The 24,108-nt window shown below is 69.3% G+C and carries 20 protein-coding genes and 1 pseudogene; 12 read left to right on the top strand and 9 right to left on the bottom strand.

Translation table 11 applies throughout. The features are described 5' to 3' along the window. Nucleotides 1-35: 35 nt before the first annotated feature. From ACIRQ7_RS30965 to ACIRQ7_RS30955, 3 genes are all read left to right on the top strand, one after another. Nucleotides 36-527 carry a DUF2975 domain-containing protein gene (locus ACIRQ7_RS30965; RefSeq protein ID WP_404265924.1) on the top strand — a complete coding sequence of 164 codons (492 nt, stop codon included), beginning with the start codon at nucleotides 36-38 and terminating at the stop codon, nucleotides 525-527. Beyond that, complete coding sequence (locus ACIRQ7_RS30960) at nucleotides 527-799, top strand: helix-turn-helix domain-containing protein (protein ID WP_404265923.1); 273 nt, start codon at nucleotides 527-529, stop codon at nucleotides 797-799. The genes ACIRQ7_RS30965 and ACIRQ7_RS30960 overlap by 1 nt, the downstream gene beginning before the upstream one ends. Before the next feature lie 179 nt (nucleotides 800-978). Next, a complete protein-coding gene (locus ACIRQ7_RS30955) occupies nucleotides 979-2,148 on the top strand; it encodes an FAD-dependent oxidoreductase (protein ID WP_404266116.1) in 1,170 nt (389 codons plus the stop codon). Between the two features lie 134 nt (nucleotides 2,149-2,282). On the opposite strand, the gene ACIRQ7_RS30950 is transcribed toward ACIRQ7_RS30955, so the two are convergent. The 3 genes from ACIRQ7_RS30950 to ACIRQ7_RS30940 form a co-directional block, all read right to left on the bottom strand. Continuing rightward, nucleotides 2,283-3,209: a DMT family transporter gene (locus ACIRQ7_RS30950; RefSeq protein WP_404265922.1), complete on the bottom strand. Its 927-nt coding sequence runs from the start codon at nucleotides 3,207-3,209 to the stop codon at nucleotides 2,283-2,285. 188 nt (nucleotides 3,210-3,397) lie between these two features. Then, nucleotides 3,398-4,135, bottom strand: a complete 738-nt coding sequence (locus ACIRQ7_RS30945; protein ID WP_404265921.1) for a flavodoxin family protein — start codon at nucleotides 4,133-4,135, stop codon at nucleotides 3,398-3,400. Nucleotides 4,136-4,435: 300 nt separating this feature from the next. Then, nucleotides 4,436-6,436 (bottom strand): aconitate hydratase, encoded by a 2,001-nt coding sequence (locus ACIRQ7_RS30940; protein ID WP_404265920.1) that lies wholly within the window; start codon nucleotides 6,434-6,436, stop codon nucleotides 4,436-4,438. A 1,018-nt stretch (nucleotides 6,437-7,454) separates the two neighbouring features. Here ACIRQ7_RS30940 and ACIRQ7_RS30935 point away from each other — a divergent pair. Next, nucleotides 7,455-8,072, top strand: a complete 618-nt coding sequence (locus ACIRQ7_RS30935; RefSeq protein ID WP_403676264.1) for a hypothetical protein — start codon at nucleotides 7,455-7,457, stop codon at nucleotides 8,070-8,072. Between the two features lie 106 nt (nucleotides 8,073-8,178). Here ACIRQ7_RS30935 and ACIRQ7_RS30930 read toward each other — a convergent pair whose 3' ends face one another. The 4 genes from ACIRQ7_RS30930 to ACIRQ7_RS30915 form a co-directional block, all read right to left on the bottom strand. Next, nucleotides 8,179-9,363 carry a zinc-dependent alcohol dehydrogenase gene (locus ACIRQ7_RS30930; RefSeq protein ID WP_404265919.1) on the bottom strand — a complete coding sequence of 395 codons (1,185 nt, stop codon included), beginning with the start codon at nucleotides 9,361-9,363 and terminating at the stop codon, nucleotides 8,179-8,181. A 101-nt stretch (nucleotides 9,364-9,464) separates the two neighbouring features. After that, the gene (locus ACIRQ7_RS30925; protein WP_404265918.1) at nucleotides 9,465-9,998 is read right to left on the bottom strand and encodes a type 1 glutamine amidotransferase domain-containing protein; all 534 of its coding nucleotides are present in this window, start codon (nucleotides 9,996-9,998) and stop codon (nucleotides 9,465-9,467) included. A gap of 534 nt (nucleotides 9,999-10,532) precedes the next feature. Continuing rightward, the gene (locus ACIRQ7_RS30920; protein ID WP_404265917.1) at nucleotides 10,533-11,027 is read right to left on the bottom strand and encodes a hypothetical protein; all 495 of its coding nucleotides are present in this window, start codon (nucleotides 11,025-11,027) and stop codon (nucleotides 10,533-10,535) included. Nucleotides 11,028-11,355: 328 nt separating this feature from the next. Then, nucleotides 11,356-12,111 (bottom strand): AraC family transcriptional regulator, encoded by a 756-nt coding sequence (locus ACIRQ7_RS30915; protein ID WP_404265916.1) that lies wholly within the window; start codon nucleotides 12,109-12,111, stop codon nucleotides 11,356-11,358. A 54-nt stretch (nucleotides 12,112-12,165) separates the two neighbouring features. Between ACIRQ7_RS30915 and ACIRQ7_RS30910 the strand changes: the two genes are divergently transcribed. The 7 genes and pseudogenes from ACIRQ7_RS30910 to ACIRQ7_RS30880 form a co-directional block, all read left to right on the top strand. Further along, nucleotides 12,166-13,380 carry an MFS transporter gene (locus ACIRQ7_RS30910; protein ID WP_404265915.1) on the top strand — a complete coding sequence of 405 codons (1,215 nt, stop codon included), beginning with the start codon at nucleotides 12,166-12,168 and terminating at the stop codon, nucleotides 13,378-13,380. A gap of 290 nt (nucleotides 13,381-13,670) precedes the next feature. Further along, entirely contained in the window at nucleotides 13,671-14,558 is an 888-nt protein-coding gene (locus ACIRQ7_RS30905) for a SigB/SigF/SigG family RNA polymerase sigma factor (RefSeq protein ID WP_404265914.1), read from the top strand. A gap of 384 nt (nucleotides 14,559-14,942) precedes the next feature. Next, complete coding sequence (locus ACIRQ7_RS30900) at nucleotides 14,943-15,749, top strand: SDR family oxidoreductase (RefSeq protein WP_404265913.1); 807 nt, start codon at nucleotides 14,943-14,945, stop codon at nucleotides 15,747-15,749. 471 nt (nucleotides 15,750-16,220) lie between these two features. Then, the gene (locus ACIRQ7_RS30895) at nucleotides 16,221-18,071 is read left to right on the top strand and encodes a beta-galactosidase family protein (RefSeq protein WP_404265912.1); all 1,851 of its coding nucleotides are present in this window, start codon (nucleotides 16,221-16,223) and stop codon (nucleotides 18,069-18,071) included. A 312-nt stretch (nucleotides 18,072-18,383) separates the two neighbouring features. Continuing rightward, entirely contained in the window at nucleotides 18,384-18,890 is a 507-nt protein-coding gene (locus tag ACIRQ7_RS30890) for a DinB family protein (protein WP_404265911.1), read from the top strand. Between the two features lie 513 nt (nucleotides 18,891-19,403). Beyond that, nucleotides 19,404-20,792: an FG-GAP-like repeat-containing protein gene (locus ACIRQ7_RS30885; RefSeq protein ID WP_404265910.1), complete on the top strand. Its 1,389-nt coding sequence runs from the start codon at nucleotides 19,404-19,406 to the stop codon at nucleotides 20,790-20,792. A 35-nt stretch (nucleotides 20,793-20,827) separates the two neighbouring features. Then, nucleotides 20,828-21,046, top strand: a pseudogene (locus tag ACIRQ7_RS30880) (transposase); the annotation flags it as partial. Between the two features lie 329 nt (nucleotides 21,047-21,375). On the opposite strand, the gene ACIRQ7_RS30875 reads toward ACIRQ7_RS30880, so the two are convergent. Together ACIRQ7_RS30875 and ACIRQ7_RS30870 are read right to left on the bottom strand one after the other, a co-directional pair. Then, nucleotides 21,376-21,930, bottom strand: coding sequence for a hypothetical protein (locus ACIRQ7_RS30875; protein WP_404265909.1), 555 nt, complete (start codon nucleotides 21,928-21,930; stop codon nucleotides 21,376-21,378). 359 nt (nucleotides 21,931-22,289) lie between these two features. Next, a complete protein-coding gene (locus ACIRQ7_RS30870) occupies nucleotides 22,290-22,943 on the bottom strand; it encodes a TetR/AcrR family transcriptional regulator (protein WP_404265908.1) in 654 nt (217 codons plus the stop codon). 129 nt (nucleotides 22,944-23,072) lie between these two features. On the opposite strand from ACIRQ7_RS30870, the gene ACIRQ7_RS30865 reads away from it, so the two are divergent. After that, nucleotides 23,073-24,035, top strand: coding sequence for an alpha/beta hydrolase (locus ACIRQ7_RS30865; protein ID WP_404265907.1), 963 nt, complete (start codon nucleotides 23,073-23,075; stop codon nucleotides 24,033-24,035). Nucleotides 24,036-24,108 lie beyond the last annotated feature (73 nt).

Below are 24,108 nucleotides of genomic sequence, written 5' to 3'. Positions count from 1 at the left end.
TAGATTTCTATTGCTATTCGACCTAGGGAGTGACCATGGGAAAGCTGACTGTGCGGGCGCTACGCGCCGTGATGGTGGCGCTGCTCGCCGGATCGGTGCTCGCCCAGGCCGTGCTGGTGGCGATGCTGACGGGCGCGATGGAGGGGAGCGTCTTTGCGGACCGCCATGCCCCGGCCCTCGTGATCACGATCTTGGGCTTTGTGACGGTGCAGGTCGTCCTGTTCTGCGTGTGGCAGCTGGTGACGATGGTGCGACGCGGAACCGTGTTCTCCCACGCCGCCTTCCGCTACGTCCACCTGGTGATCGGCGCCTTCGCGGCGGCCGCGCTCCTGGTGGTCGCGCTCGGGATCTCCCTGGCGCCGGGCGAGGCCGTGCCCTCGGGTGTTGTGGCGCTGCTGGGCGGGGTTTCCCTGGCGGTCTTCGGAGTCGCGCTCATCGTGCTCGTGCTGCGGATGCTGCTCGCACAGGCCCTCGCACGCGACGTCGAGGCGTCGCGGCTGGGGGCCGAGCTGGCCGAGGTGATCTGATGCCGATCGCCGTCGACATCGACGTGATGCTGGCCAAGCGGAAGATGTCCGTGGGCGAGCTCGCGGAACGGGTGGGGATCACACCCGCCAACCTGGCGGTGCTCAAGAACGGTCGCGCCAAGGCCGTGCGCTTCACCACGCTCGCCGCGCTCTGCGAGGTGCTCGAATGTCAGCCCGGAGACCTGCTGCGCTGGGAGCCCGACGGCCCAGAGGGCGGGGACAGCGCCGCGCACGAATCTGGAGCATCTGTCCCGGCTGGAACCACGCCGTAGCGCCCGCCGCCGGAGGCGGCCCCTCCCGCACGCTCACCGTGTACGACGCCGTCGGCGACCCGGCACGCCTCACCCTCGCCCTCACTTTCGCGGCGCGGGCCGCCGCCGTACTGCCCGCAGCCGGCCGGCGCCTGCCGCGCACCGATGCCGGACCCCACAAGGAGCAGAGAGCAAAAACCATGACGACAGCGAACCTCTCCTCCCCTCTCGGGACCACGGAACGCACCGACGTACTGGTGGTCGGGGCGGGGCTGGCGGGATTGAACACCGCCACCCTCCTCGCCCGACAGGGCCACGACGTGCTCCTGGCCGAACGCCGAAGCAGTCTCTCCGGCGCGATCCGCACCACAGGAATCTTCGTACGGAAGACCCTCGACGATTTCGCGCTGCCCGCCAACTGCCTCGGACCGCCGATCCGACGTGTGGTCCTCTACCCGCCTGACCTGCGCCGCCCGGTCAGTCTCACCAGCCCCCGCGACGAGTACCGGGTGGGCGACATGGCGCCGCTGTACGACGCGTCGGCTGCCGCCGCGACCGACGCCGGCGTACGCATAGCCATGGGCACGCGCTACGCCGGCCGCCAGGGCAACACCTTCCACCTGGCCGGTCGCGAGCGACCGACCGCGGTCCGGGCCCGCTTCGTCGTCGGCGCCGACGGCGCCCGCTCAACGGTCGCCCGCGACCTGGCTCTCGACCGCAACCACCACCTGCTCGTCGGCGCCGAAGAGGTCTTCGAACTCCCCGGAAGCAACGAGCCACCCACATTCCACTGCGTACTTGACCCCTCACTCGCGCCCGGCTACCTGGCCTGGGTGGTCAACGACGGGCAGCACGCACATGTCGGTGTCGCCGGCTATGCACACCGCTACCCGGACGGTCTTCGCCGGGCCATGGAGCGGTTCAGCGCCTCCGCACCCGGACTTACCGGCATCGAACGTCCCGAAACGGTGGAGCGACGCGCAGGCCCCATCCCCGTCGGCGGCCTGCTACGCCGGATCAGCTGCGCCAACGGGCTTCTCGTAGGGGACGCAGCGGGCGCTGTCTCCCCCCTCACCGCGGGCGGCCTGGACCCGTGCCTACGGCAGTCGCAACTCGCAGCCGAGGTCCTCAACGACGCACTGCACACCGGAAAAGCAGAAGCGATGAACCACTACGACGGAGCCGCGCTCCGCACCCACTTCCGCGGACGACTCATGCTGCGCCGGGGATGGGCACATGTACGGACGCCGGCCACAGCAGGAGCGGCGTTCACCCTGCTACGCACACCGCTCGGCCGGGCCGCGGCAAGCCGAGTCCTCTTCGGCGACAGATCATTCCCCGACCCCATGCCCATCCCCGTCCCCGAGTGACGCCGCGGATGTGACGGACCGCCGGCTGGTGGCCGCCGGGAGCGGTCCGGCGTCCGTCGGCCTCCAGCCTCGATCCCGCCGCCGTGCCCGCAGGTGTCTGCCAGGCCGCATCATGACGCTTCGGTGACGACCACTCACATTTCCCCGGGGTCAGGGTGTGGTCCGGCCGTACGTTCCTCGGTGGGAGCTGCGCTCTCCTCGCCCACCAGGTCCCGGGCCAGTGCGACACGAGAGAGCAGTACGGCGCCCCACAGGATCAGCCCCACCCCCGCGCCCTCGATGAGCAGCCACCAGCCGGCCCGTACACGCTCGTCGTACAGGGTGATGCCCAAGGACAGGCTCACCAGCGCGTCCCCGAGGGTGAGGACCGGCTGCGAGGCGGTCAGCGGGCCCGACTGCATGGCGTTCTCCAGGAGGAAGAGTGCCAGGACGCCGACGAGCGCGAAGCCGTACGTCTGCCAGGAGAGGAAGAATCCGGCGGGGCCTCCGACCTGCCAGGCGTAGGTGGCATCCTTCATCAGGGCCGCGGTGAGCGCATAGGCGATCGCCGTCGCCGCACCGAAGCAGGCCGCCCGCATGCCCCCGGCCCCTCGGCGCAGCGCCGCACCGACCACCGCCGCGATCACCACCGCGCACACGACGAGCGCGGGCACCCAACGACTGATCGGCGCATGGTCGTTGCCGACGGTGGGCGCGGCAGCCGTCAGCGCCGAGCCCAGCCCGACGACGATCAGCCCCACGCCGACCCAACCACGGCGCGACACGCTTCCGCCCAGCAGCACCCGCCCGATGAGCAGGGCGAGCGGAAGTTCGAGGATGAAGAGGGGCTGCACCACGGACAGCGCGCCCTGCGACAACGCCAGCGCCTGGAAGCAGGCTGCGGCGATGACAGCGAGCATGCCGCCCAGCCACACGACCCGATGCAGCAGATCGACGAGCAGGCCGAGGCGCAACTTGGCCGAGACCGGCAGCGTACGCGCGGCGCGCCGCTGCAACACCGTCGCCAGCGCATTGCTGAGCGCCGCGAGCAGCGCGAAGACGACGGACAGCCAAGCGGTCATGGAACTGCCTTCTCTCCCTCTTGGTCAGCTACCTCCTGGGCAGCGCAGAATCAGCAGCACTCGTCCGCAGCCGGTCCCTTCCCCACCACACCCGCCTCCAGGAGGTCCCAGGACGAATCGCCTCCCATCGCACCCATCGCACCGTGCGGCCATCACACCGCCCAGCGATGCATTTCTCCCTCAGGTCATCAGCGGTGTTCGGGGTTCTCGTAGTCGTGGCGGCAGCCGGCGTCCCAGGCGGTGCGCTGGTTGCCGTATGCGGGGATGCCGCCGGCGTCCTTGAGCATCCTGGCCAGGTGCAGCAGATTCCAGGTCATGAAGGTGGTGTTGCGGTTGGTGAAGTCGTTCTCGGGACCGCCCGAGCCGGGGTCGAGGTAGGAGGGGCCGGGCCCGGCTTCGCCGATCCAGCCGGCGTCGGCCTGCGGGGGGATGGTGTAGCCGAGGTGCTGGAGGCTGTAGAGGACATTCATGGCGCAGTGCTTGACGCCGTCCTCGTTGCCCGTGATCAGACAGCCGCCGACTCGCCCGTAATAGGCGTACTGACCTGAGTCGTTGAGAAGGCTGGAGCAGGCATAGAGGCGTTCGATCACCCGCTTGGTCACGGAGCTGTTGTCACCCAGCCAGATGGGGCCGGCCAGCACCAAGATGTCGGCGGCCATGACCTGTGCGTACAACTGCGGCCAGACGTCCGTCTGCCAGCCGTGTTCGGTCATGTCCGGCCAGACGCCCGTGGCGATGTCGTGGTCGACGGCCCGTACGACATCCACGTGGACCCCCTGGGCTTCCATGATGCCCACGCTGCGATCGATGAGCCCCTGGGTGTTGCTCGGCTCCGGCGACCGTTTGAGGGTGCAGTTGAACACGAGGGCGCGCAGGTCGTCGTAGTGCGCCGGAGGTGTATCGGGGTAAGACGCCTGGGCGGTCACGGAGCGCTCCCGGGGATACTGCCGCCGTGCTGATCACGGAGGCGCAGCGCTGCCCATCGTGCTGGTCCGCCCCGCACCCCTGCCGGAGCGGCACGACCGGTCGCCGATGACCACCCCGACAGCCGAACCGCTCCCGCGGCCGGCCCGGCTCGCGCGGCCCACCGGGACCTGTGCCTGCTCCATGGGGGAGTGGCGGTGATGCCGGAGATCCTGGAGCCTGCCAAGCCCGGTCCCGTCATCGCGACGGCGCTGGGCGACCATGGCAGACATCCACGCGGCTGGGTCACCGCGCGGTGTACGTCACCCCCGCCCCGGGTCCTCGCGTGTCAGGGCGGGGATGATGCCGCCGGCCAGCACCGCGGTGCGCTGCCGTTGGGAGAGGCTGTGGTGGACGGCGTACTCCTCGTCCCTGGTGGTGTTGGTGACGTACAGTGCCGCGGCCGCGGCCGCGTCCGGCGCGAGGGCGGTGTGCAGTCCGGACAGGCGAAGACGGTCGTCGGCGCGGATCCGGTCGAGGTCGTCCGGGTCGTCGAACTCCAGCGCCAGGACACCGAAGTTGGCGAGGTTCTGCCAGTGGATACGGGCGTAGGACTTGGCGATCACTGCCCGCAGACCGAGGTGGCGCGGGGTGATCGCGGCATGCTCACGTGACGACCCCTGGCCGTAGTTCTCGCCGGCGACGACGAAGTGGCCACCGCTGCCCACGTCGGCTGCCCGCTGCGGGTAGGTGGCGTCGATCCGGGTGAAGGTGAAGTCGGACAGCTTGGGGATGTTGGACCGGTAGGGCAGCGCCCTCGCGCCGGCCGGGGAGATCTCGTCGGTGGAGACGTTGTCACCGGCCTTGAGCAGCACCGGGCCCTCGACGGTGTCCGGCAGCGCGTCGAAGTCCGGCAGTACGGAGATGTTGGGGCCGCGCTCCAGGCCGACCCGCGAGGCCTCCGCGGGCGGCAGCGGAGCCTCCAGCATCGCGTCGTTGACGGCCACCCGTTCCGGCAGGCGCAGATCGGGCGGCGTGACCTCGTACCGGGCGGCCCAGTCCCGCGGATCGGTGATGACGCCGGTGAGCGCCGAGGCTGCCGCGGTTTCCGGGGAGCACAGCCACACCGCGTCGTCCTCGGTGCCGGAACGGCCGGGGAAGTTACGGGGGAACGTCCGCAGCGAATTGCGCCCGGCCGCCGGGGCCTGCCCCATGCCGATGCACCCCAGGCAGCCCGACTGGTGCACCCGGGCGCCTGCCGCGATCAGGTCGAAGGTGGCACCTGACCGGGTCATGTCCTGCAGGATCTCGCGGGATGAGGGGTTGATGTCGAGGCTGACGCCGGCGGCGGTCTGCCGGCCCTTGACCATCGCGGCCGACACGGCGAAGTCCCGTAGTCCCGGATTGGCCGACGAACCGATCACCGCCTGCCCGACCGGCTCACCGGCCACTTCGCTGACGGGGACGACATTGCCGGGCGAGGTGGGGCGGGCGATCAGCGGCTGGAGGGTGGACAGGTCGATCTCCTCCGTCAGGTCGTAGACCGCTCCGGGGTCGGGGAGGAGTTCGGTGAAGTCGTCGCCGCGTCCGACGGAGCGCAGGAAGCGGTGCACCGCGTCGTCCGACGGGAAGACCGTGGCGGTGGCGCCGAGTTCGGCGCCCATGTTGGCGATGACATGGCGGTCCATGGCCGTCAGAGAGGCCAGGCCCGGTCCGTGGTATTCCAGGACGCGGTGGACGCCGCCGCGTACGCCATGGCGGCGCAGCATCTCCAGGATCACGTCCTTGGCGCTGACCCACGGCGGTGGTGCACCGGTCAGCCGGATGCCCCAGATGTGCGGCATGGTGACGTGCAGGGGCCGCCCGGCCATGGCGAGGGCCACCTCCAGGCCGCCGGTGCCCAGGGCCAGCATGCCCAGCGATCCACCGGCGCAGGTGTGCGAGTCGGAGCCCGCCAGCGTCTTTCCGGGAATGCCGAAGTGCTGCATATGCGTGGGGTGCGAGACGCCGTTGCCCGGTTTCGAGTACCAGACCCCGAAGCGGCGGGCCGCCGACCGGAGGAAGGTGTGGTCCTCGGCGTTGCGCTCGTCGGTCTGCAGGATGTTGTGGTCGACGTACTGGACGCTGACCTCGGTACATACCCTGTCGAGGCCCAGCGCCTCCAGCTCCTGCATCACCAGCGTCCCGGTGGCGTCCTGGGTGAGCGTCTGGTCCACGCGCAGCGCGATCTCCTCGCCCGGCTCCATCCGGCCGGACAGCAGGTGTGCCTCGATCAGCTGCTGTGTCACGGTTCCGTTGGCGCGCCCCGGATTCTTGGTTCCCATGGGTCGTCCCTCCGCATTTGCTGACTCCAGGCCCGGGTGCCCGGGGACCGTGTTGTGGCACCCACGATTCGCGGTCCGGCACGGCACGACGCGGCTCGGTGCGACGCGGCACGGCACACCAGCCCATCGTCGCTCGCACGGCCCGGTGCGGCGACCGGAGCGCAATGAGGGCGTCGTCCGGTCGTCCCAGGGAGCCAGGGTGGCCTCGCGAAGATCCGCACCGTCATCCCGGACCATCCGGACAGCCCTGAGCTGCGGGCGCTCGACGACGGGCTCTCCACCTGCTCGCCGGCTGGCGCGGGCCGGGGCGGACCGCGCCGTGCCCGGACGCGGCATCCGAGATCCAGGAAACGGCTTCAGGCCGCCGGCCGAGGGCCGGAGTGTCGCGTTCGAGATGCCAGGGCGGTGCGGGCACGACTCCTGCGAGCCCGGAGGAAGGAAACGACGGCCAGCGCGGGGAAAGCGAACACGCCGACCATGCTGGGGAGGAGGGCGGGCTCACCGTCACCCGCCTGCAGTACGGCCGCCAGCAGTTGAGCACCGGCCAGTGCTGCCAGCCCGAGGTAGACACACCCTGCCCACGAGGGACCTTCAGACGCTGCGGCGACCGGGGCCTCTTCGGCGACGCTACGGTGGACCATTGCCATTGCCGTCGTGTACCCCACAATGCGCCGTTCATGACGATCGCCGCTCCGGATGACGTCGCGCCAACGGTAGTGGCCGGGGGCCGCGGCCTGGTCCCTTTCGTTTCGCAGGACTCTTCGGGGCACCCACCTGCAGGAAGCCCGCGCGCGGAGGCGGCGCGATCCGGGCTCGACCGCATCATCCGTGAAACCGTACGAGCCACGGCCGCGCGACCCGGTGACGTGTGGTCAGGTCGGTGGGGCGATGGAGCACGCGACGAAAGAGGTGGGAAGCCTTGTCACGAAGCCGCGCTGAGGCACGCACCGGGCATCCCCGGCACGAGAGGCGTGGAGAGGCCCGGCTGCCCGGAGTGTGCGCGACGCTGACTGCGGTCGTGCTCTACCTGGCCCTGCCGCAGCAGTTGTTGATCACGCCGCGCTATGTGCTGCCGGCGCTGGAGCTGCTGCTGCTCATTCCGCTGATCGCGGTCAACCCCCGACGGCTGACCCGCGAGACCAGGACCTCCCGCATCCTGTCGCTGACGCTCGTGTTGATCATCGCGGCGAGCAACCTGGTCGCCTTGGTCATCCTGGTCCACGAGTTGCTCTACTCCGGTGTGAAGGACGGGCGATCGCTGCTGGTAGCTGCCTTGCAGGTCTGGTTCACCAACGTCATCGCCTTCGGCCTCGCCTACTGGGAGCTGGACCGCGGGGGCCCGGTCAGCCGCACCCAGGTCCCGCGCGCCGATCTGCCGCTGGCCGACTTTCGCTTCTCCCAGGACGAGAACGACGACGCGGTCCAGGAAGTCTCGGACGGTTCCAGCGGCAAGTCGGACTGGGTGCCCGACCTGATGGACTACCTGTACGTGTCCGTGACCAACTCGACGGCTTTCAGTCCGACCGACACCATGCCGCTGTCGACCCGTGTGAAGCTCCTGATGAGTGTGCAGAGCATTTCCGCGCTGCTGACGTCGCTTCTGGTGATCGCTCGGGCGGTGAGCATTCTGCACTGAGCCGTGTCGCTTCGGGCCTTCAAGCTGACCGGCTTCTGGGCACGTCGGCGCTCAGCGGGGTTGGGGAAATGGATGCCGCGATACCGAGTTGATCACCCCTCCCCGCTCAGGGGGTCAGCACGGTCTTGATCATGCCGTCCTGCTTGGCCTGGAAGGTCTTGTAGGCCTGCGGCCCGTCGGCGAGCGGCAGGGTGTGCGTGGCGAAACTGTCGACGCCGAGGACGTCTTCTTCGTTGAGCAGCGGAAGGATGTCGTCCACCCAGTGCTTGACGTTGGCCTGGCCCATGCGCAGCTGGATCTGCTTGTCGAAAAGGGTGAGCATCGGCACGGGGTCGATGGCACCTCCGTAGACGCCGATGACGGAGATGGTGCCGCCTCGGCGGACGGCGTCGACCGCCGTGTTGAAGGCCACCATGCTGTCCAGACCGGCCCGGCCCATCACCTTCTGGCTCACGGTGTCGGGCAGCAGGCCGACGAAGTTCTGGACTGCCCTGGTGGCGGGGGCGCCGTGTGCCTCCATGCCGACGGCCTCGATGACGGCATCGGTGCCGCGGCCGTCGGTGAGCCGGCGGATCTCGTCGCCGACGTCCTTGCCGTGCTCGTTCAGGTCCAGGGTGTGCACGCCCCGGCTGCGCGCCCGGGCCAGGCGCTCGGGTACCAGGTCGACGCCGATGACGGTGCTCGCGCCCTTGTGGAGGGCGATGCGGGTGGCCATGTCGCCGATGGGGCCGAGCCCGAGGACGGTGACGGTGCCGCCCGGCGGGATGTCGGCGTAGGCGACGGATTGCCAGGCGGTGGGCAAGACGTCGGAGAGGTAGACGTAGCGCTGGTCCGGGGCGCCGTGCGGGACCTTGATCGGAAGGGTGTTGCCGAAGGGCACACGCAGCAACTCAGCCTGTCCGCCCGGTACTTGGCCGTACAGTTTGGAGAAGCCGAAGAGCGAAGCGCCCGTTCCGCGCTCCTTGACCTGCGTGGTCTCGCACTGCGAGTGCAGCCCCTGCGCGCACATCCAGCAGGTGCCGCAGGAGACGTTGAACGGAATCACGACGCGGTCGCCGACCGAAAGCGCCGTGACCTGCGGCCCCACTTCCTCGACGATGCCCATCGGTTCGTGGCCCAGGATGTCCCCCGGGTCGAGGTAGGGGCCGAGGACCTCGTAGAGGTGCAGGTCGGAACCGCAGATGCCGGTGGAGGTGACCCGCACGATGATGTCGGTCGGCTCCTGGATCTTCGGGTCGGGCACTGTGTCGATGCGGACGTCGCGTTTCCCGTGCCAGGTCAGTGCCTTCATGGCATCTTCTCCTTCGCTTCCTGCGCGTCCTTCCGCGCCTGATTCCGGTGCGGTCCAGTGAAGACGGCCGGTTCGTGCCGGCCGGGATCAGGATCGATCGCCTACCGGCCGAACTCGTCGATGAAGGTGCTGCAGAACGCGGCCAGGTCATCCGGCCTGCGACTGGTGATCAAGGTGTTGGGGCCGGCTGTGCAGACCTTCACCTGTTCGTCGACCCAGGTGCCGCCCGCGTTACGGATATCGGTCTGCAGGCTGGGCCAGGAGGTGAGGGTGCGACCGCGCAGCACGTCGGCTTCGACGAGGGTCCACGGGGCGTGGCAGATGGCTGCGACGGGCTTTCCGGCGTCGAAGAAGCCCTTGGCGAAAGCCACCGCACCTTCATCGGCCCGCAACGCGTCCGGGTTGGCGACGCCACCGGGAAGCACCAGACCGTCGTAGTCGGCCACGCGGGCCTGGTCGAGGGTGCGGTCCACTTCGAAGGTGTCGGCCTTGTCGAGGTGGTCGAAGGCCTGGATGGTGCCGGCCGCGGTGGAGACCAGGTGCGGGGTGCCGCCGGCGTCGAGGACTGCCTTCCAGGGATCGGTCAGTTCGACTTGCTCGACGCCCTCGGGCGCTACCAGGAACGCGATCTGCATGACTGTTTCCCCTCTCGTCGGGGCGATGTGGGCGAGGTCGCTGGGCCGGTCAGTGTGTCGGCTGGAGCCGGAGCGGACTTCAGTGAGCCGGCTGGAGAAGGCCCTGCTCCGGCAGCGATTCGGAGAAGGCATCTCGTCGGTTCGCGCATCCGTCGCGCCCCTGCCGCAACCCGGCACGGAACCCACGGCCACGGCCCGGAGGGTGCGGGAGCCGCATCAGGCCTCAGACGTGGCCTTCGTTTCGAGCGACGGAATGGCCGCGCCGGTGACCCGCGTCCAACGGGGTGGATGGCTCTGCCGCTGGGCAGGCCGTACCCACCTCCGGCCGCGTCCGCTGCCCTGCTCGGTCTCCGCCGTCGAACGCCCCGGAGCCGCCGTTTCCTTCGACCGTACCCGAAGGGGTGACGGCCCGCCGGGCGGTAGGGCAGCAAGGGGCCGCACGGCCTACGTGCGGGGCTGGGTGAGGGAGGTGGCGGGACAAGCGCAGGACCGGGACCTTGCCTCTTCGCCGATGCCACCTTGGACGGCCCGAGGCTACATACCCTGCCGAGGGGAGAAGACCGCCGTTGCTGCCGCGATGCGCAGCGTTTCGAGTGTGTCGCTCTGGCCCCGCGCCCGGTCCAGCAGAGTGCGCAGGTGGGACTCGTCCAGGCGCGGTTCCCTTGCGGCCACGACGAGCAGCGTGCGCCAGATCAAGCTCTTGCCCTCGACTCCCAGCCGCAGGGTCTCCAGCTCGATCAACGTGCTGAGCCCGGAGCGCCGGTACAGAGCGCCGTTGGGTTTCAGGCGCCTCAGCCTCTCGGCCGCCCAGCCCCCGTAGACCTTGTAGCGGCGTGCCGGGACGCCGAGGGCAGCCATGATGTCGAGCAGGCTGTGCCGGTCCTGAGCGATCTCTTCGTGGATGCGCCGCAGGTCGGAGCTGCGCGCCGAGTGGCGGTGCTGGTGGGCGATGCGCTGCGCAAGCCCGATGCCGAGCGTGGCGCCGGCCAAGTGGTCATTCAGGTAAATCCCGAGCTTGTCGTGATGCATCCTGGGCCCCGTTCCCGGCTGTGTCCTCGGCGGTCTCCTTGACGGTGCGACCGCGTACGCGAGCGGGCGGAGAACCTCCCCCGCACCACGACAGCAAACCGCGAGAGGCTGCAACCGAAGAGGCGCAATGCCGGGAACGGCCCCGAACCGCCCCCGAACAGCTCACGGCTCGGCGCTGGAGTGCCGCATCGGCATTCTCTGGGCCCCTCGTCGCAGGTGAACCGCGGATGGGGGCTCCGCCTCCGAGCCGAGGGCGTTGTGCTCTGCCCCGCCGTCCCGGAGCGCGACGCGCCACTTGCCGTCGCCCTGGCGGACTGACGGGCCGCCGCTACCCGTTCCGTCCACCGTCCGTGGCGCGGCCCGGTGTGTGGCCGAAGGCGCGGCGGAAGACGTCGATGAACGCGCTCGCCGAGGACCAGCCGCACCGATGCGCCACCACCGTCACCGGCATGTCCTCGGTGAGCAGCACCAAGGCCTGGGAGAGCCGCAGTTGGGTGCGCCACTGCGGGAAGGTCATGCCGAGGTCGGCCTTGAACAGTCGTGACAGGGTGCGGTCGCTGGCACCGACCTGTCTGCCCAAGGCGGCCAGGGTGCGATTGTCGGCCGGGTCGGCGTGCAGGATCTCGCACAGTGCCTGGAGTTGGGGCGACGTCGGCGTGGGCACGTGCAGGGGCTGCTGGGGTGAGACGCGCAGTTGGTCGCACAGGACGGCGCGCAGGCGCCGGTGTTCCGGGCTGCCATCTGCAGGATCGCGGGTGCAGGCGAGGATCAATTCCCTCAGCAGCGGGCTGACCGTCAGCACGGTGGGCTTGTCGAGGCCGAGCGGGTTGGTGTGGGCAGGGAGGCCGATCAGGTGCAGTTCTAGCTCGCCGTGTGCCCGGTGGGAGTGCACGGTGCCGGCCGGCACCCAGATCGCCCGGGTGGCCGGGGCCGTCCACGAACCGGCGTCGGTGGTGATGGCGAGCACGCCCCGGCCCGCGTAGACGAGCTGGTGGTCGTCGTGCCGGTGGGCGTCGATCCCTGTGCCCGGGGCCAGCCGGCGGGCGCTGGTCGGGGCCAACGACTGATGGCGGGCATTCCTCATTGGTTGGCAGAATATCGGAAGTGCGACATGGCGGCCACGGACGACCATGGCGCCATGCCAAGGAACAGGTCACTCATTCTGCTGTCGGTCGGACATGCCTGTGTGGACGTCTATCAGGGCGCCGTGGCCGCCCTGGTCCCGTTCTTCGTCGCCGAGCGCGCCTACACCTATGCCGCGGCCTCGGGCCTCGTCCTCGCCGCCAGTCTCCTGTCCTCGGTCGTGCAGCCCCTCTTCGGCGCGCTCACCGACCGGCGCTCCGTCCCCTGGCTGCTTCCGGTGAGCACGGTCCTGGCCGGGCTCGGCGTGGCCCTGAGCGGGGTCATCGGCTCGTACGCGCTGACGCTGTCCGCCGTGGCGCTGTCCGGCATCGGGGTCGCCGCGTACCACCCGGAGTCCGCGCGGGTCGCGCGGGTCGCCAGCAAGGGCAGCCACAGCTCCATGGGCTGGTTCTCCCTGGGCGGCAACGTCGGTTTCGCGATGGCTCCTCTCCTGGTCACTGTCGTGATCGCCGCGGGTGGGCTGCGGTTCGCCCCGCTGCTGATCCTGCCCGCGCTGGTCGGCAGCGTGCTGACGTTGCCGGTGCTGCGGGCGCTGGACAGGGCGCCGTCCGCCGATGGCGGCAAGGGGGCCGTGGAGAGGCGGAACGACTGGAGGTCGTTCCTGCGGTTGTCGCTGGCGGTGGTGTGCCGGTCGATCGCCTTCGTCGGGATGAGTACCTTCGTCGCCTTCCACGTCCGGGAACGGACGGGCGGGGGTACGGCGGCGGGGACGGCCGCGCTCTTCGTGCTCTATCTCGGCGGTGCCGTCGGCACGGTCGTCGGCAGTAATCTCGCGCACCGCTGGGACCGGGTCACGGTGGTCAGCACGTCCTACCTGCTCGCGGTCGTGGCCGTTGCCGGCGTCGTGTTCGTGCCCGGCCCGGCGATCTACCTGTTCGTGGCGCTGACCTCGATAGGCCTGTACGTCCCGTTCTCGCTGCAGGTCACGCTCGCCCAGGACTACCTGCCCGCGCGCGTGGGAACGGCCAGTGGGATCACCCTCGGCCTCACGGTCAGCATCGGCGGCCTGGCCAGTCCCGTCGTCGGCGCTATCGCCGACGCCACCTCGCTGCGTACGGCCCTGATGCCCCTGATCGTGATGCCCGCCCTGAGCTGGCTGCTGTTCCGTACCCTGCCCGAACCAGCCGTACCGGCACTGGTGTTGGGGTCCGGCGGCGAGGCAGCCGCGCAGAACACCGGGGGACACCCCACCGAGCGCAGCACCCGCTGACCGGCCCGGGTCGCTGACCTGCCGGTTGCCTGACGCTCCGTCATAAGGGCCTGATGCGGGGCGCCGGTGGGGGCCCGCCGGTGGCCGGCCACCCCGCTTCGGCGCCTGGGCGGCTTGCCGTGTCGGGTGTGGAGATGATCCGGCGGTGGAGGTTCACGACGCGGTGGGGTGGGGCGGTCCGTCACCGTCGTTGCCTCGCGGACATTGTTGTCTCATGGAAGATGTTTTGCGAGGGGCCATGAGGTTAGGCGGCGTGTGACGGCCTGACGGGAAAACAGGGAGGAGCAGTCATGGCGACGGCAGCGACGAAGGATCACATATCGGTGACCCGCTCGGGCGCGGGTGCAGCGCCTGGGGCTTCGGATTCTTCGTTGCCGCTGATGGAGGAGACGCACCGTGTCGCGCCGCAGGATGCGCGCCGGTTGTCGAAGCTGTTCTTCGAGCGCCTGTCGGTGCTGGAGGAAGGCACCGCGGAGTACCAGTACGCGCGCAACACGCTCATCGAGATGAACCTGTCGCTGGTGCGCTATGTGGCGCGCCGTTTCCGTAGCCGCGGGCAGGAGATGGAAGACCTCCTGCAGGTCGGCACGATCGGTCTGATCAAGGCCATCGACCGCTTCGATGTGCTGCTGGAGAACGAGTTCACCACCTTCGCCATCCCCTACATCACCGGGGAGATCAAGCGCTTCTTCCGCGACACCACCTGGTCCGTGCACGTCCCACGCCGGCTCCAGGAGCTGCGCGTGGACCTCGCACGCGCCCGCGAAGAGCTGGAAGGACGCGGCATCCCTGAGCCGTCCGTCGCCGACTACGCGGCGCACCTGGAGCTGGGGGAGGACGAGGTGATCGAGGGCTTGGTGGCCTGCAACGGCTATGACGCCGGCTCCATCGACCGCCCCATCGAGGCCGGCGGTGGCGGCAAGCAGCAGACCGGGCTCGTCGCGGACCTGATCGGCGACGAGGATCCCGCCCTTGCCCTGGCCGAGGATCTGCAGGCCCTCAAGCCGCACCTGGCGCAGCTCGACGATCGTGAGCGCACTCTGCTGGAACTCCGTTTCGGTGCGGAGATGACGCAGTCCGAGATCGGCAAGGAGTTGGGCCTGTCCCAGATGCACGTCTCGCGCCTGCTCTCCGGTGCCTACGCCACCCTGCGCGAAGGCCTCCTCGCCGAGGCCTGAGCCGACGTCGAGCCGTCGGGAACAGGGGGCCGGGTACCGGGTACCGGAACAGGCGGCATGCAGGGGTAGACCGGGTGCTCGGGCTTCCTCCTCGCCGCGGGTTCTCGCACGGGTGACCGCTGACGAACCACCCGCCCCGAGCCGGGTGGTTCGTCAGCCAGGGACGTGCAGGCTGGCGAGCCGGGTGAGTCCGTCCAGGGACCCGCGGTGCAGTGTTCCCGGTCCGCTGCCCACCACCGCGGGGCTCATGACTGCGCCAGGCGCGGAGGGGCTGCCAGGGCTTGAGTGAGCGCACCTGCCGAGGGGGCGTGCCACTCCTAGACTGAGGGCACCCGGGTCACATGCTGCCTGGAAGGGCCCGTCGGAGCCCCCCAAGGTGGGGCCATGACCTTCTCTTCTGCACCGGCCTCGGCCGTATCCACGAATTCCGCTTCCGCTCATCCGCTCGCCGGGCGGGTGGCTGTGGTGACCGGGGCCACCAGTGGCATCGGCGCCGCCGTCGCCCGACAGCTGGCCCTCGGCGGCGCCGACGTCGCCCTGATGGGCCGCCGCGAGCACAGGCTCGCGGAACTGGCCGACGAACTGCGTTCCGCCGGTTCCGGACAGATCCTGCCGGTGGCTGTGGACCTCGCCGATCCTCAGGCACTCTCCCGGGCGGTGGCATCCGTGCACTCCGGGCTCGGCACGGTGGACCTCGTCGTGGCCAATGCCGGCGCGATGTTGGGCGCGCCCTTCGAAACCGCCGACACCGCCGAGTGGGACCGCATGCTCGACGTCAATCTGCGCGGGCTGCTGCACACCGGCCGCGCCTTCGTCGACGACCTGCTCGCCGCGGCCGAGAACGGCCCGGCCGACCTCGTGCACATCGGTTCCATCGGCGGCCACAGTCTCTACCCCAACTGGTCTGTCTACTGCGCCACCAAGGCCGCGGTGGCCCACCTGACCCGCAACCTTCGCGTTGAACTCGGACCGCGCAACGTACGGGTGCACAACATCGAACCCGGCGTCACGGCCACCGAGCTGGGCGATGACATGCTCAACAGCGACATGCGTACCGCCCTGGCAGGGATGCGTACCGCCATGCGGCCCCTGTCCGCCGAGGACATCGCCGAGTCCGTCGCCTTCGCCGTCACGGCACCGGCCAATGTGAACATCGCCGAGATGATCGTGGTCCCGGTCCAACTCGGCTGACACCGATATGCGCATGAGGGCCCCGGACCGTGTGGTCCGGGGCCTTCGGGCACACCGTCGTCACGGGGCTCGGGGGAAGCCGACGGTGAGACCCCCTTCTCCCTTCATCGAGGAGGGCGAGCACACGGCTTCGCGGGCCATGCGGCGGGCCTTATCCGACTCCAACGGCGGCGAGTTGGGCATGCCGAGAACGCGGCGGCGGCAAGCCGAGAACCCGTCGACCCGACGGCCTCCGCCTCCGACCCGACGCGACTCCGGTCGGTCTGGGCTGCCGCATCTGCGCGCGCTACTACTGCCCCAGCGTGCCCGGCGTCCCGTATGTCCCCGTCCCCGCCGCCTGGTTCGTTGCCCTCGCTCACGGCCCCTTGTGCTCGATTCTGTTCTATACAACACTCCGCTATGCACAGAAACGCGCACCACTGAACATCTTCGAACCTTGAATGACGGTCGGTCGAGTCGAGGAGAGCAGACATGACGCATTTCAACCGGCGTAGATTTCTGAGCGCGGCCGTGGTGGGAGCCGCGACCGCGGGTGTCGCCCTGGGGAGTGGCCGGATGACCCTCGCCCAGGCCGAGAGCCCACGGGGGCTGACCATCAGCGGGGACGAATTCCTGCTGGACGGCAAGCCGTTCCGGATCCTCGCGGGTGCCTTCCACTACTTCCGGACGCATCCCAAGGACTGGCGCGACCGCTTGCTCCGGATGCGGGCCATGGGCCTGAACACGGTGGAAACCTACGTCGCATGGAACTTCCACCAACCGTACGAGGGGGAAGCCGACTTCACCGGATGGCGCGATGTCACCGCCTTCGTACGCACCGCGGACGAGGTCGGGCTCAAGGTGATCGTGCGGCCGGGGCCGTACATCTGCGCGGAATGGGACTTCGGCGGCCTGCCGGCCTGGCTCCTCAAGGACAAGGACGCGCCACTGCGCCGCTCCGACCCCGCCTACGAGCGGGCGGTTGACACCTGGTTCGCCGAACTGCTGCCCCGGTTCGTCGATCTGCAGGCCACACGCGGCGGCCCCATCATCGCCATGCAGGTCGAGAACGAGTACGGCAGCTACGACGACGACCATGCGCACCTGGAGCATCTGCGGGACACCATGAGGGCGCAGGGCGTGGACAGCCTGCTGTTCTGCTCCAACGGGGCCACTCAGGAAATGTTGGAGGCCGGCAGCCTTCCCGACCTGCTGTCCACCGTCAACTTCGCCGGGGACCCCACCGGGCCCTTCGCGGAGCTGCGCAAATTCCAGCCGGGCAAGCCCCTGTTCTGCACGGAGTTCTGGGACGGCTGGTTCGACCACTGGGGAGAGGCCCACCACACCACCGACCCGGCACAGACCGCCGCCGATGTCGAGAAGCTCCTCGAAGCGGGCGGCTCCATCAACTTCTATATGGCGGTGGGCGGATCGAACTTCGGTTGGTCCGCGGGTGCCAACCTGAGCGGCAGCCACTACCAGCCCACCGTCACCAGCTACGACTACGACTCTCCGATCAGCGAATCCGGAGAACTCACCGAGAAATTCCACAAGGTGCGTGAGGTGCTGGCCAAGTACACCACCGTGCCGAGCACACCCCTGCCGGCCACGCCGCGCCGTATGCCGGCGCAGAGCGTCGCTGTCCGTGAGTCGGTGCCCTTGATGGAGGCGCTCGATGTGCTGAGCACTCCGGTGCGGCGTACCGCTCCCGTCCACATGGAGGCCCTCGGGCAGCCGCACGGGCTGATCCATTACCGCACCCGGGTGAGTGGGCCGCAGGGGACCAAGCAGCTGAAGGTCACGGGCCTGGGCGACCGTGCGCTGGTGTTCGGCGACGGTGAGCGCGTCGGCACCTTCGACCGCAACCAGCCGGAGCACACCGTCGACTTCACCGTGGCCGGCGCGGCCGGCACCCTCGACCTCCTTGTCGATCCCACCGGCCGGATCAACTTCGGCCAGGGACTCAATGACCCCAAGGGAATCAGCGGCAAGGTTCTCCTCGACGACCAGGAACTGAGCGACTGGGAGATCCGCCGGCTGCCTCTCGACAACCTCTCGGCCCTGAAGTTCGGCAGCGGAGACACGCCGACCGGTCCCGCGTTCCACCGGACGCAGGTCCATGTCGACACCCCCGCTGATGGCTTCCTCGCCTTCCCCGGCTGGGACAAGGGCATGGTGTGGCTCAACGGGTTCGCGCTCGGCCGGTACTGGTCCCTCGGGCCGCAGGTCACTCTGTACGCGCCGAGCCACCTGTGGCGGCGGGGGCAGAACGAGCTCGTCGTCCTGGAAATGGAGCGGACAGGGGGCCCGATCGAGGTACGGTCCGAGCCCGACATCGGTTAGCTTCCGTCACGCGAACCGCCAGTCGTGCCAACGCCTTGCAGTTCAAGGATTGGCTCTCCCTTTGGCGGCCGACGGTTTGTCCATCGCGGCAGGCGTCCCCGGCCATCGACTCGGGGCACTGGGCACCGGGCACCGGGGATCGGGCATTGAATGCAGGCTCCTCTGAACCAGGGCCTGTCCGGCGGATCATGCAGGGTGGCCACCGGCGCCGAACGCTGTAGCGGCCCGCCGGACAAGGAGCTGGGTAGGGCGGGGTGGGCCCGTCGTTAAATGCCTCGACTTCGGTCGTGGTGATCGGGGACGCTTCGCGCGATGACCAGAATCGACGACACGCCGCCCGCGTGGGACGAGCGCACGCAGCTCACCACGTTTCTCGACTACACACGTGACACCGCCCGCGCCAAGTGCGAGGGCGTCTCAGCGGAGAACGCCCACAAGGCGCTCCTGCCGGGCTCACCGCTGATGACCATGAGCGGAGTAATCAACCACCTCCGCTGGGTCGAGTACTACTGGTTCCAAGTGGTCTTCCTCGGCGAGGAGGACCGGGGCCCCTGGACCGACGAGGACCCTGACCGCGAGATGCGTATCGCCGCCGACTTCCCGCTCAGGCAGTTGCTCGACGAATACGCCGAACAGAGCGCGCACTACCGTGAACTGGTCGCCGGAAACGGCCTGGACAAGCAGGCCCAGCGAGCCGTCCGCGACGGTCTCCATGTCGACCTGCGCTGGATCCTTCTTCACCTCACCGAGGAGACGGCCCGCCACAACGGCCACCTGGACATCCTGCGCGAGATGCTCGACGGCACGACCGGCGACTAGTTCTGTCCGGCGGGTCATGTGACCGTCTCGCCCCGGTCCCCGGGCCCCGTCCTGTTCGTGAGGCGGGGCCCGGGGTCTGGCCGGGGCGGTCTGATGAACGATGAGTGGGCACGACTCGTACCGCATCAGCCGAAGACCGGTCGCCGGGGCAGGCGGTTGAGCGTCACCGGAACGCTGGTCGACCACTCGTTGGTCGACCCTTCGCCGGGCCGCATGGCGGAGGGAACCGAGGGGCGGATGGCAGGGCGCCAAGTGCGGTGCCCCGGAACGGGGTTGCCGTGCGCTGCGCGCATGTGGTGGACCGAGTTTTTTTCTGTTTATTCTGCAACCATCCCGCTTTCGTTTCTGTCTATATCTGCAACCCCTTCCGTCCCACCGGGCCCACAACTCAGGGGGCGGATCCGAGGGGCGACCGATGCGTTACCCGTTGGAGGATTTGTGCGCAACCGAACCAGAAGCATGGTGGCCGGCGCTGTGGGCGCCGCCGTGGTCGCGGCCGTGGCCGGTGGGGCCATGGCAGCAGCGACGGACGGCAACGGGCGGGGCCAGGACCAGCCCTCCGCGAATGCCGCCGAGCGGGGCAAGGCCACCGAGGGCGACCTCGACGGCGACGGCCACGCCGACCTCGGCGTGGGAGCGCCCGAGGGCACCGTCTCCGGGAAGTCCAAGGCGGGCTATGTGGGCGTGACTTACGGCGCCAAGGGCGGCGTCGACACCAAGCGGCACAGCACGCTGACGCAGGGCAGCGCGGGCGTGCCCGGCACCCCGGAGGCCAAGGACGGCTTCGGCTCGGCCGTGGTGCGTGGCGACGTGGACGGGGACGGTTACGCCGACCTGGTCGTCGCCGCGAACAACGAGGCCATCGGCAGCACCACGCAGGCCGGTTCCGTCACGATCGTCTTCGGCTCCGCGAGCGGTCTGTCCGGCGACGCCATCGCCTTCCACGCGCCGAAGGTCGTCGCCAACGCGCACTTCGGCGACCAGATAGCCGTGGGCGACCACAACAAGGACGGCCTCAGCGACCTCGCCATCTCCGACGGCGTGACGGTACAGCTCGTCAAGGGCGCGAAGAACCTGCGGGAGACCGCGACCCCGAAGATGACCAGCGTCACCCCGCCCGGCGGCGGCGTCAGCGTCGAGCACCTGGCCTCCGGCGACATCAACGGGGACGGCTACACCGACCTCGTCACCGTCGCCTCCGAGGACTCGCCTTCCGACGAGGGCACGCTCGGCGTACTGCCCGGATCAGCCGAGGGCCTGAAGAGCACGCCGCTGGGCAAGGACATCCCGCTGCCGTTCGCGCAGTACCGCCCCGTGGTCGGCGACATCAACGGCGACGGGAAGGATGACGTCGTCACGGACACGGGCTTCTCGGACGGTCCGCAGGAGCAGAAGCTGCGCACTTACCCCGGCACCGCCGACGGGCTCGACTCCGACAAGCCGGTGGACTGGAAGGGCAAGGCGCAGGAGGGCGAGGCCATCCGGCTCGCCGACTTCGACGGCGACGGCCACGACGACCTGGTGGTCAGCAACACCGGCGCAGAGGCGCCCGGGGGCTATAACGACGCCGGTGCCATCAACGTGCTCAAGGGCACCGAGAACTGGCTGACCGACGAGGGGGCGCAGACCTTCTCACTCGACACCGAGGGTGTCCCTGGCTCCATGGAAGGCAACGACAAGTTCGGTACGTCCGTCTCGCCGGCCGACTACAACGGTGACGGCAAGGCGGACCTGGCCGTGGGCATCCCGAACCGCACCGAGGGCGTCGGCGCGGCGGCCCTGCTGTACGCGGGCACCGACGGGCTGAGCGCCAAGGACTCGTCACTCATCAACCCGAGTGACCTCGGTTCCCCGGCGACGAAGGGCCGCTTCGGCACGGAGCTGACGAACCCGGCGAAGTAGGCCCGCACGCTGGGGCCTGTCCGGCAGCTCACCGCCTGTCGGCCGGTGGGCTCGTTGCTGCCGACACGGGGCGGGGTGATCTGACAGATGCCGAGTGGGAACGGCTGCGGCCGTTCCCGCCGGTCAGCAACCGGCGTTGTGGACGGTGCGGGACCACCGGCAGGTGATCGACGGGATTCTCCACCGTGCGAACCGGCGTGCGGTGGCGTGACCTGCCCGAACGGTTCGGCCCGTGGAAGACGGTCCATGACCGTCAGTCAACGGCGCACCTTGACCAGCCATCAGGCGATCTGGAGGAGCGGCTACGCGCTGCCGGTGCCATCGCCATCGGGCCTGCCGGCAGCGGACCACCAGATGATCACTCGGGTGGCCATCGCTTCGGGTCGCAGGCCGAGTGGATCGAGTCCGAAATGATCCTGCAGCTCGTCTCGCAGAAACTCACCGATCTCCGTCTGGTTGGCACCGCTACGGAGTCGCTGAAGCAAAGGGGCGAGCATGCAGTCGTACTGGTCCCGCACGTCCTCGGCGACGCCGATCGGATCCCACTCATTCAGTCGGCGCGTCTGCCCTTGCCACTACCGACTCATGTCGTTCTCAGCTTGCTGCTTCCGGCTCGGTTCTTCGCGATGTTTCGTGTCTTCTTCCTGCCGGCTGACTCGGCGAGCAGGGCGAGTACCGCCGGCGACGTCGACTCCTCGGCGAGGAGGCGCTGCATCCAGTCCGTGACCTTCGCCAACTCGGCCGGTGTCGGCACGTGACCGTCCGTGACGGACAGGTAGAACAGCCAGTCGTGGATGCGGCGGCGGATGAACTGGCGGAACTGCTCCGTCTTGAACTGGTCGGTCTCTGGCAGTAGTTCGGCGGACCACTGCCGGAACTCGGCAGGACCGGTCACCTTCATCGCGATGCTGTCCACGAGCGCGACCACCGCCGTCTTGGACGAGATCTCGTGGGGGTCGCGCAGGATCGTGGCCACGATCGCACGGTCTCGATCGCGACTCCGCGAAGAAGCGGTCACCGAGATGACGCGTCGGTACGCGGACGATCGGACGTGCTCGTCCGCGACGGCATCGTCGACATTCACGTCCAGGATGCCGGCCCCCGCGAGCAGCTCGGCCACATCGGTGTGCAAGGTCATCGCTGCATCCCTTCTCGCAGGGTTGGTTCTTGGTGGCTCGCGTCGCTCCCGTTCAGTCGGCTTCTCCGCCTGACCTCGCCTGCCGAGCTTTCTGACGGCATTGGTGGCTATTCCAACAGCCGCTGCCCTGAGCGGACTTCGGCAGATGCGGCTTCAGTCGGGACCGTCAACTTCCTTGGCCGCTACTCCTGGGCCCGGCCTCCGATGCCGGCCCTGCGGCAGCTGTGCGACCCGCACAGCGGAGATGGGACGGATATCGGCGAGGACGGGTCGCAGCGGACCGCAGCTTCAGGCGCCCCGTGTCCCGACCGGAGCCCGCCCCGTCGACAACGGGCCGCTTCGCACTGCAATCCGGCGCGTCAGGGGATCTGGGCCTCGATGTGGGCGAGTTGGGCGGCGAGGATCTCCTCGAACGCGGCGCGGCGGTCCGCTCCGAGGGGGCGGACGTCGCGGGCGAAGTGGGCCAGGGCGGGGAAGTGCTCGGGGTCGGCGCCGAGCACCGCGACGCGGAACAGCTCCATGCCCTGTTCGTATTCCTTCGGGGTGACGGCGCTGATTCCGGCATCGGAGGCGATCAGCGCGGCGAGGAGAATCACGATGCGGTGGTATCGCGCCGGGACCTCCTTGTCGGGCAGGCCGGACGCGCGCAAGGCCTGCAGCAGTTCCTCCATGACCAAACGGGATCCGGTGCCGCCGGACGCATAGCGTCCCCACACCGCGGCGAGTTGGGGTTGCTCGCCGAAGGCCTCGCGCAGGCGCAGGGCCAGGGCGGTGACCCGCTGCTTCCAGTCGCCCTCGGGGCGGTAGCCGTCCATGGCGGCCAGCAGGATCCGGTCGGCAACCGCGCGCAGCAGTTCGGTCTTATTGCGGAAGTGCCGGTAGAGGCTGGAGGAGTCGGTCCCGAGCGCTGCGGCCAGTTTGCGCACACTGAATGACTCGGCGTCGCTCGTGCGCAGCAGTTCTGCCGCGGTGTCCAGGATCTCCTCGGTCGACCATCGCCTTCGGCCAGTCATCTCGCCCCTCTCGTCCAGGCTCAGCTTAACCTATGCACTTGCTGATGCACGCACCGCGTGCATAATGAGGGCAAGGCGATGACCGATCGGAATGACACCCGGCATCCGGCCGGGAGGGGAGTGGGGGACATGCGCGAGATCACTACCGCGGCACGACCGTTGGAGCCGGACTTCTCGGTGATAACGACCGAGGAACTGCTCGCCTACCGCGACGCGGAGAACCGCTTCCGGGCCTCTAGCGCGGCGCGGGCCATGCTCGGGGATCCGGATCCCGGCGTCGCGATTGAGTGGCAGGAGGTGGCGCTGCCCGGCCGCGATCTTCCGGTCCGGGTGTACCGGCCGGCCCCCGCGCGCGACGGCGAGGGCGATGATCGGGCCGAGCTGCCACTCGTATTCCATGTGCACGGAGGCAGCTTCGTGGGCACGGCGGTGCAGTGCGACTGGGCCAACAGCCATCTCGCCGCCCACCTGCCCGCACTCGTCGTCTCCGTCGAGCACCGTCTCCTCGACCAGGAAACCCCGCTGTCGGCAGCCGCCGACGACGGCTGGGACGTGCTCCAGCATGTGGTGCAGCACGCCGCACAGTGGGGCATCGACCCGGCGCGTACGGCCGTCTTCGGCGAGAGCTGTGGCGCGTTGATCAGTGCCCTTTCGGCGATCCGGGCCAGAGAAGCCGGCCTGCGGCTCAGAGCTCAGGTGTTGGTCAACCCTGCAGTCGACGTGACGGAGGCGATGTTCGACTACCCCTCGATCGCCGAGTACGGGTACAGCCCCACTCGCGCCGCGCCTCAACTGGGCCTGTTCCAGCGGCTCTCCGTTCCATCAGGAACCGACGCTCGTGCGCTCTCGCCGCTGTACGCCGACAACCTGAGCGGACTGGCCCCGGCGCTCGTGATGGTGCCGACCCAGGACGCGGTCGCCGATCACGGCCGTAGCTACGCCGAACGGCTGCGCGCCGCAGGGACATCCGTGCAGCTTTCCGAATATCCCGGAGCGCGGCACGCGTTCCTCGCCACGCCGGGCGTGGAGCCGCAGGCCGAAGCCGCGCGGGCGGAGATCCTCGGGTTCCTCCGAGCCTCCCTCACCCCATGACCGGGGAGGAGGGGGCACTCACTCGGACGACGAAGCCATGCCATGAGCGGGGGGAATCGGTGCGATGTATACG

It is taken from the genome of Streptomyces sp. NPDC101393 (assembly GCF_044767385.1).
Classification (GTDB): domain Bacteria; phylum Actinomycetota; class Actinomycetes; order Streptomycetales; family Streptomycetaceae; genus Streptomyces.
This window is presented reverse-complemented; position numbering and strand designations above follow the sequence as displayed.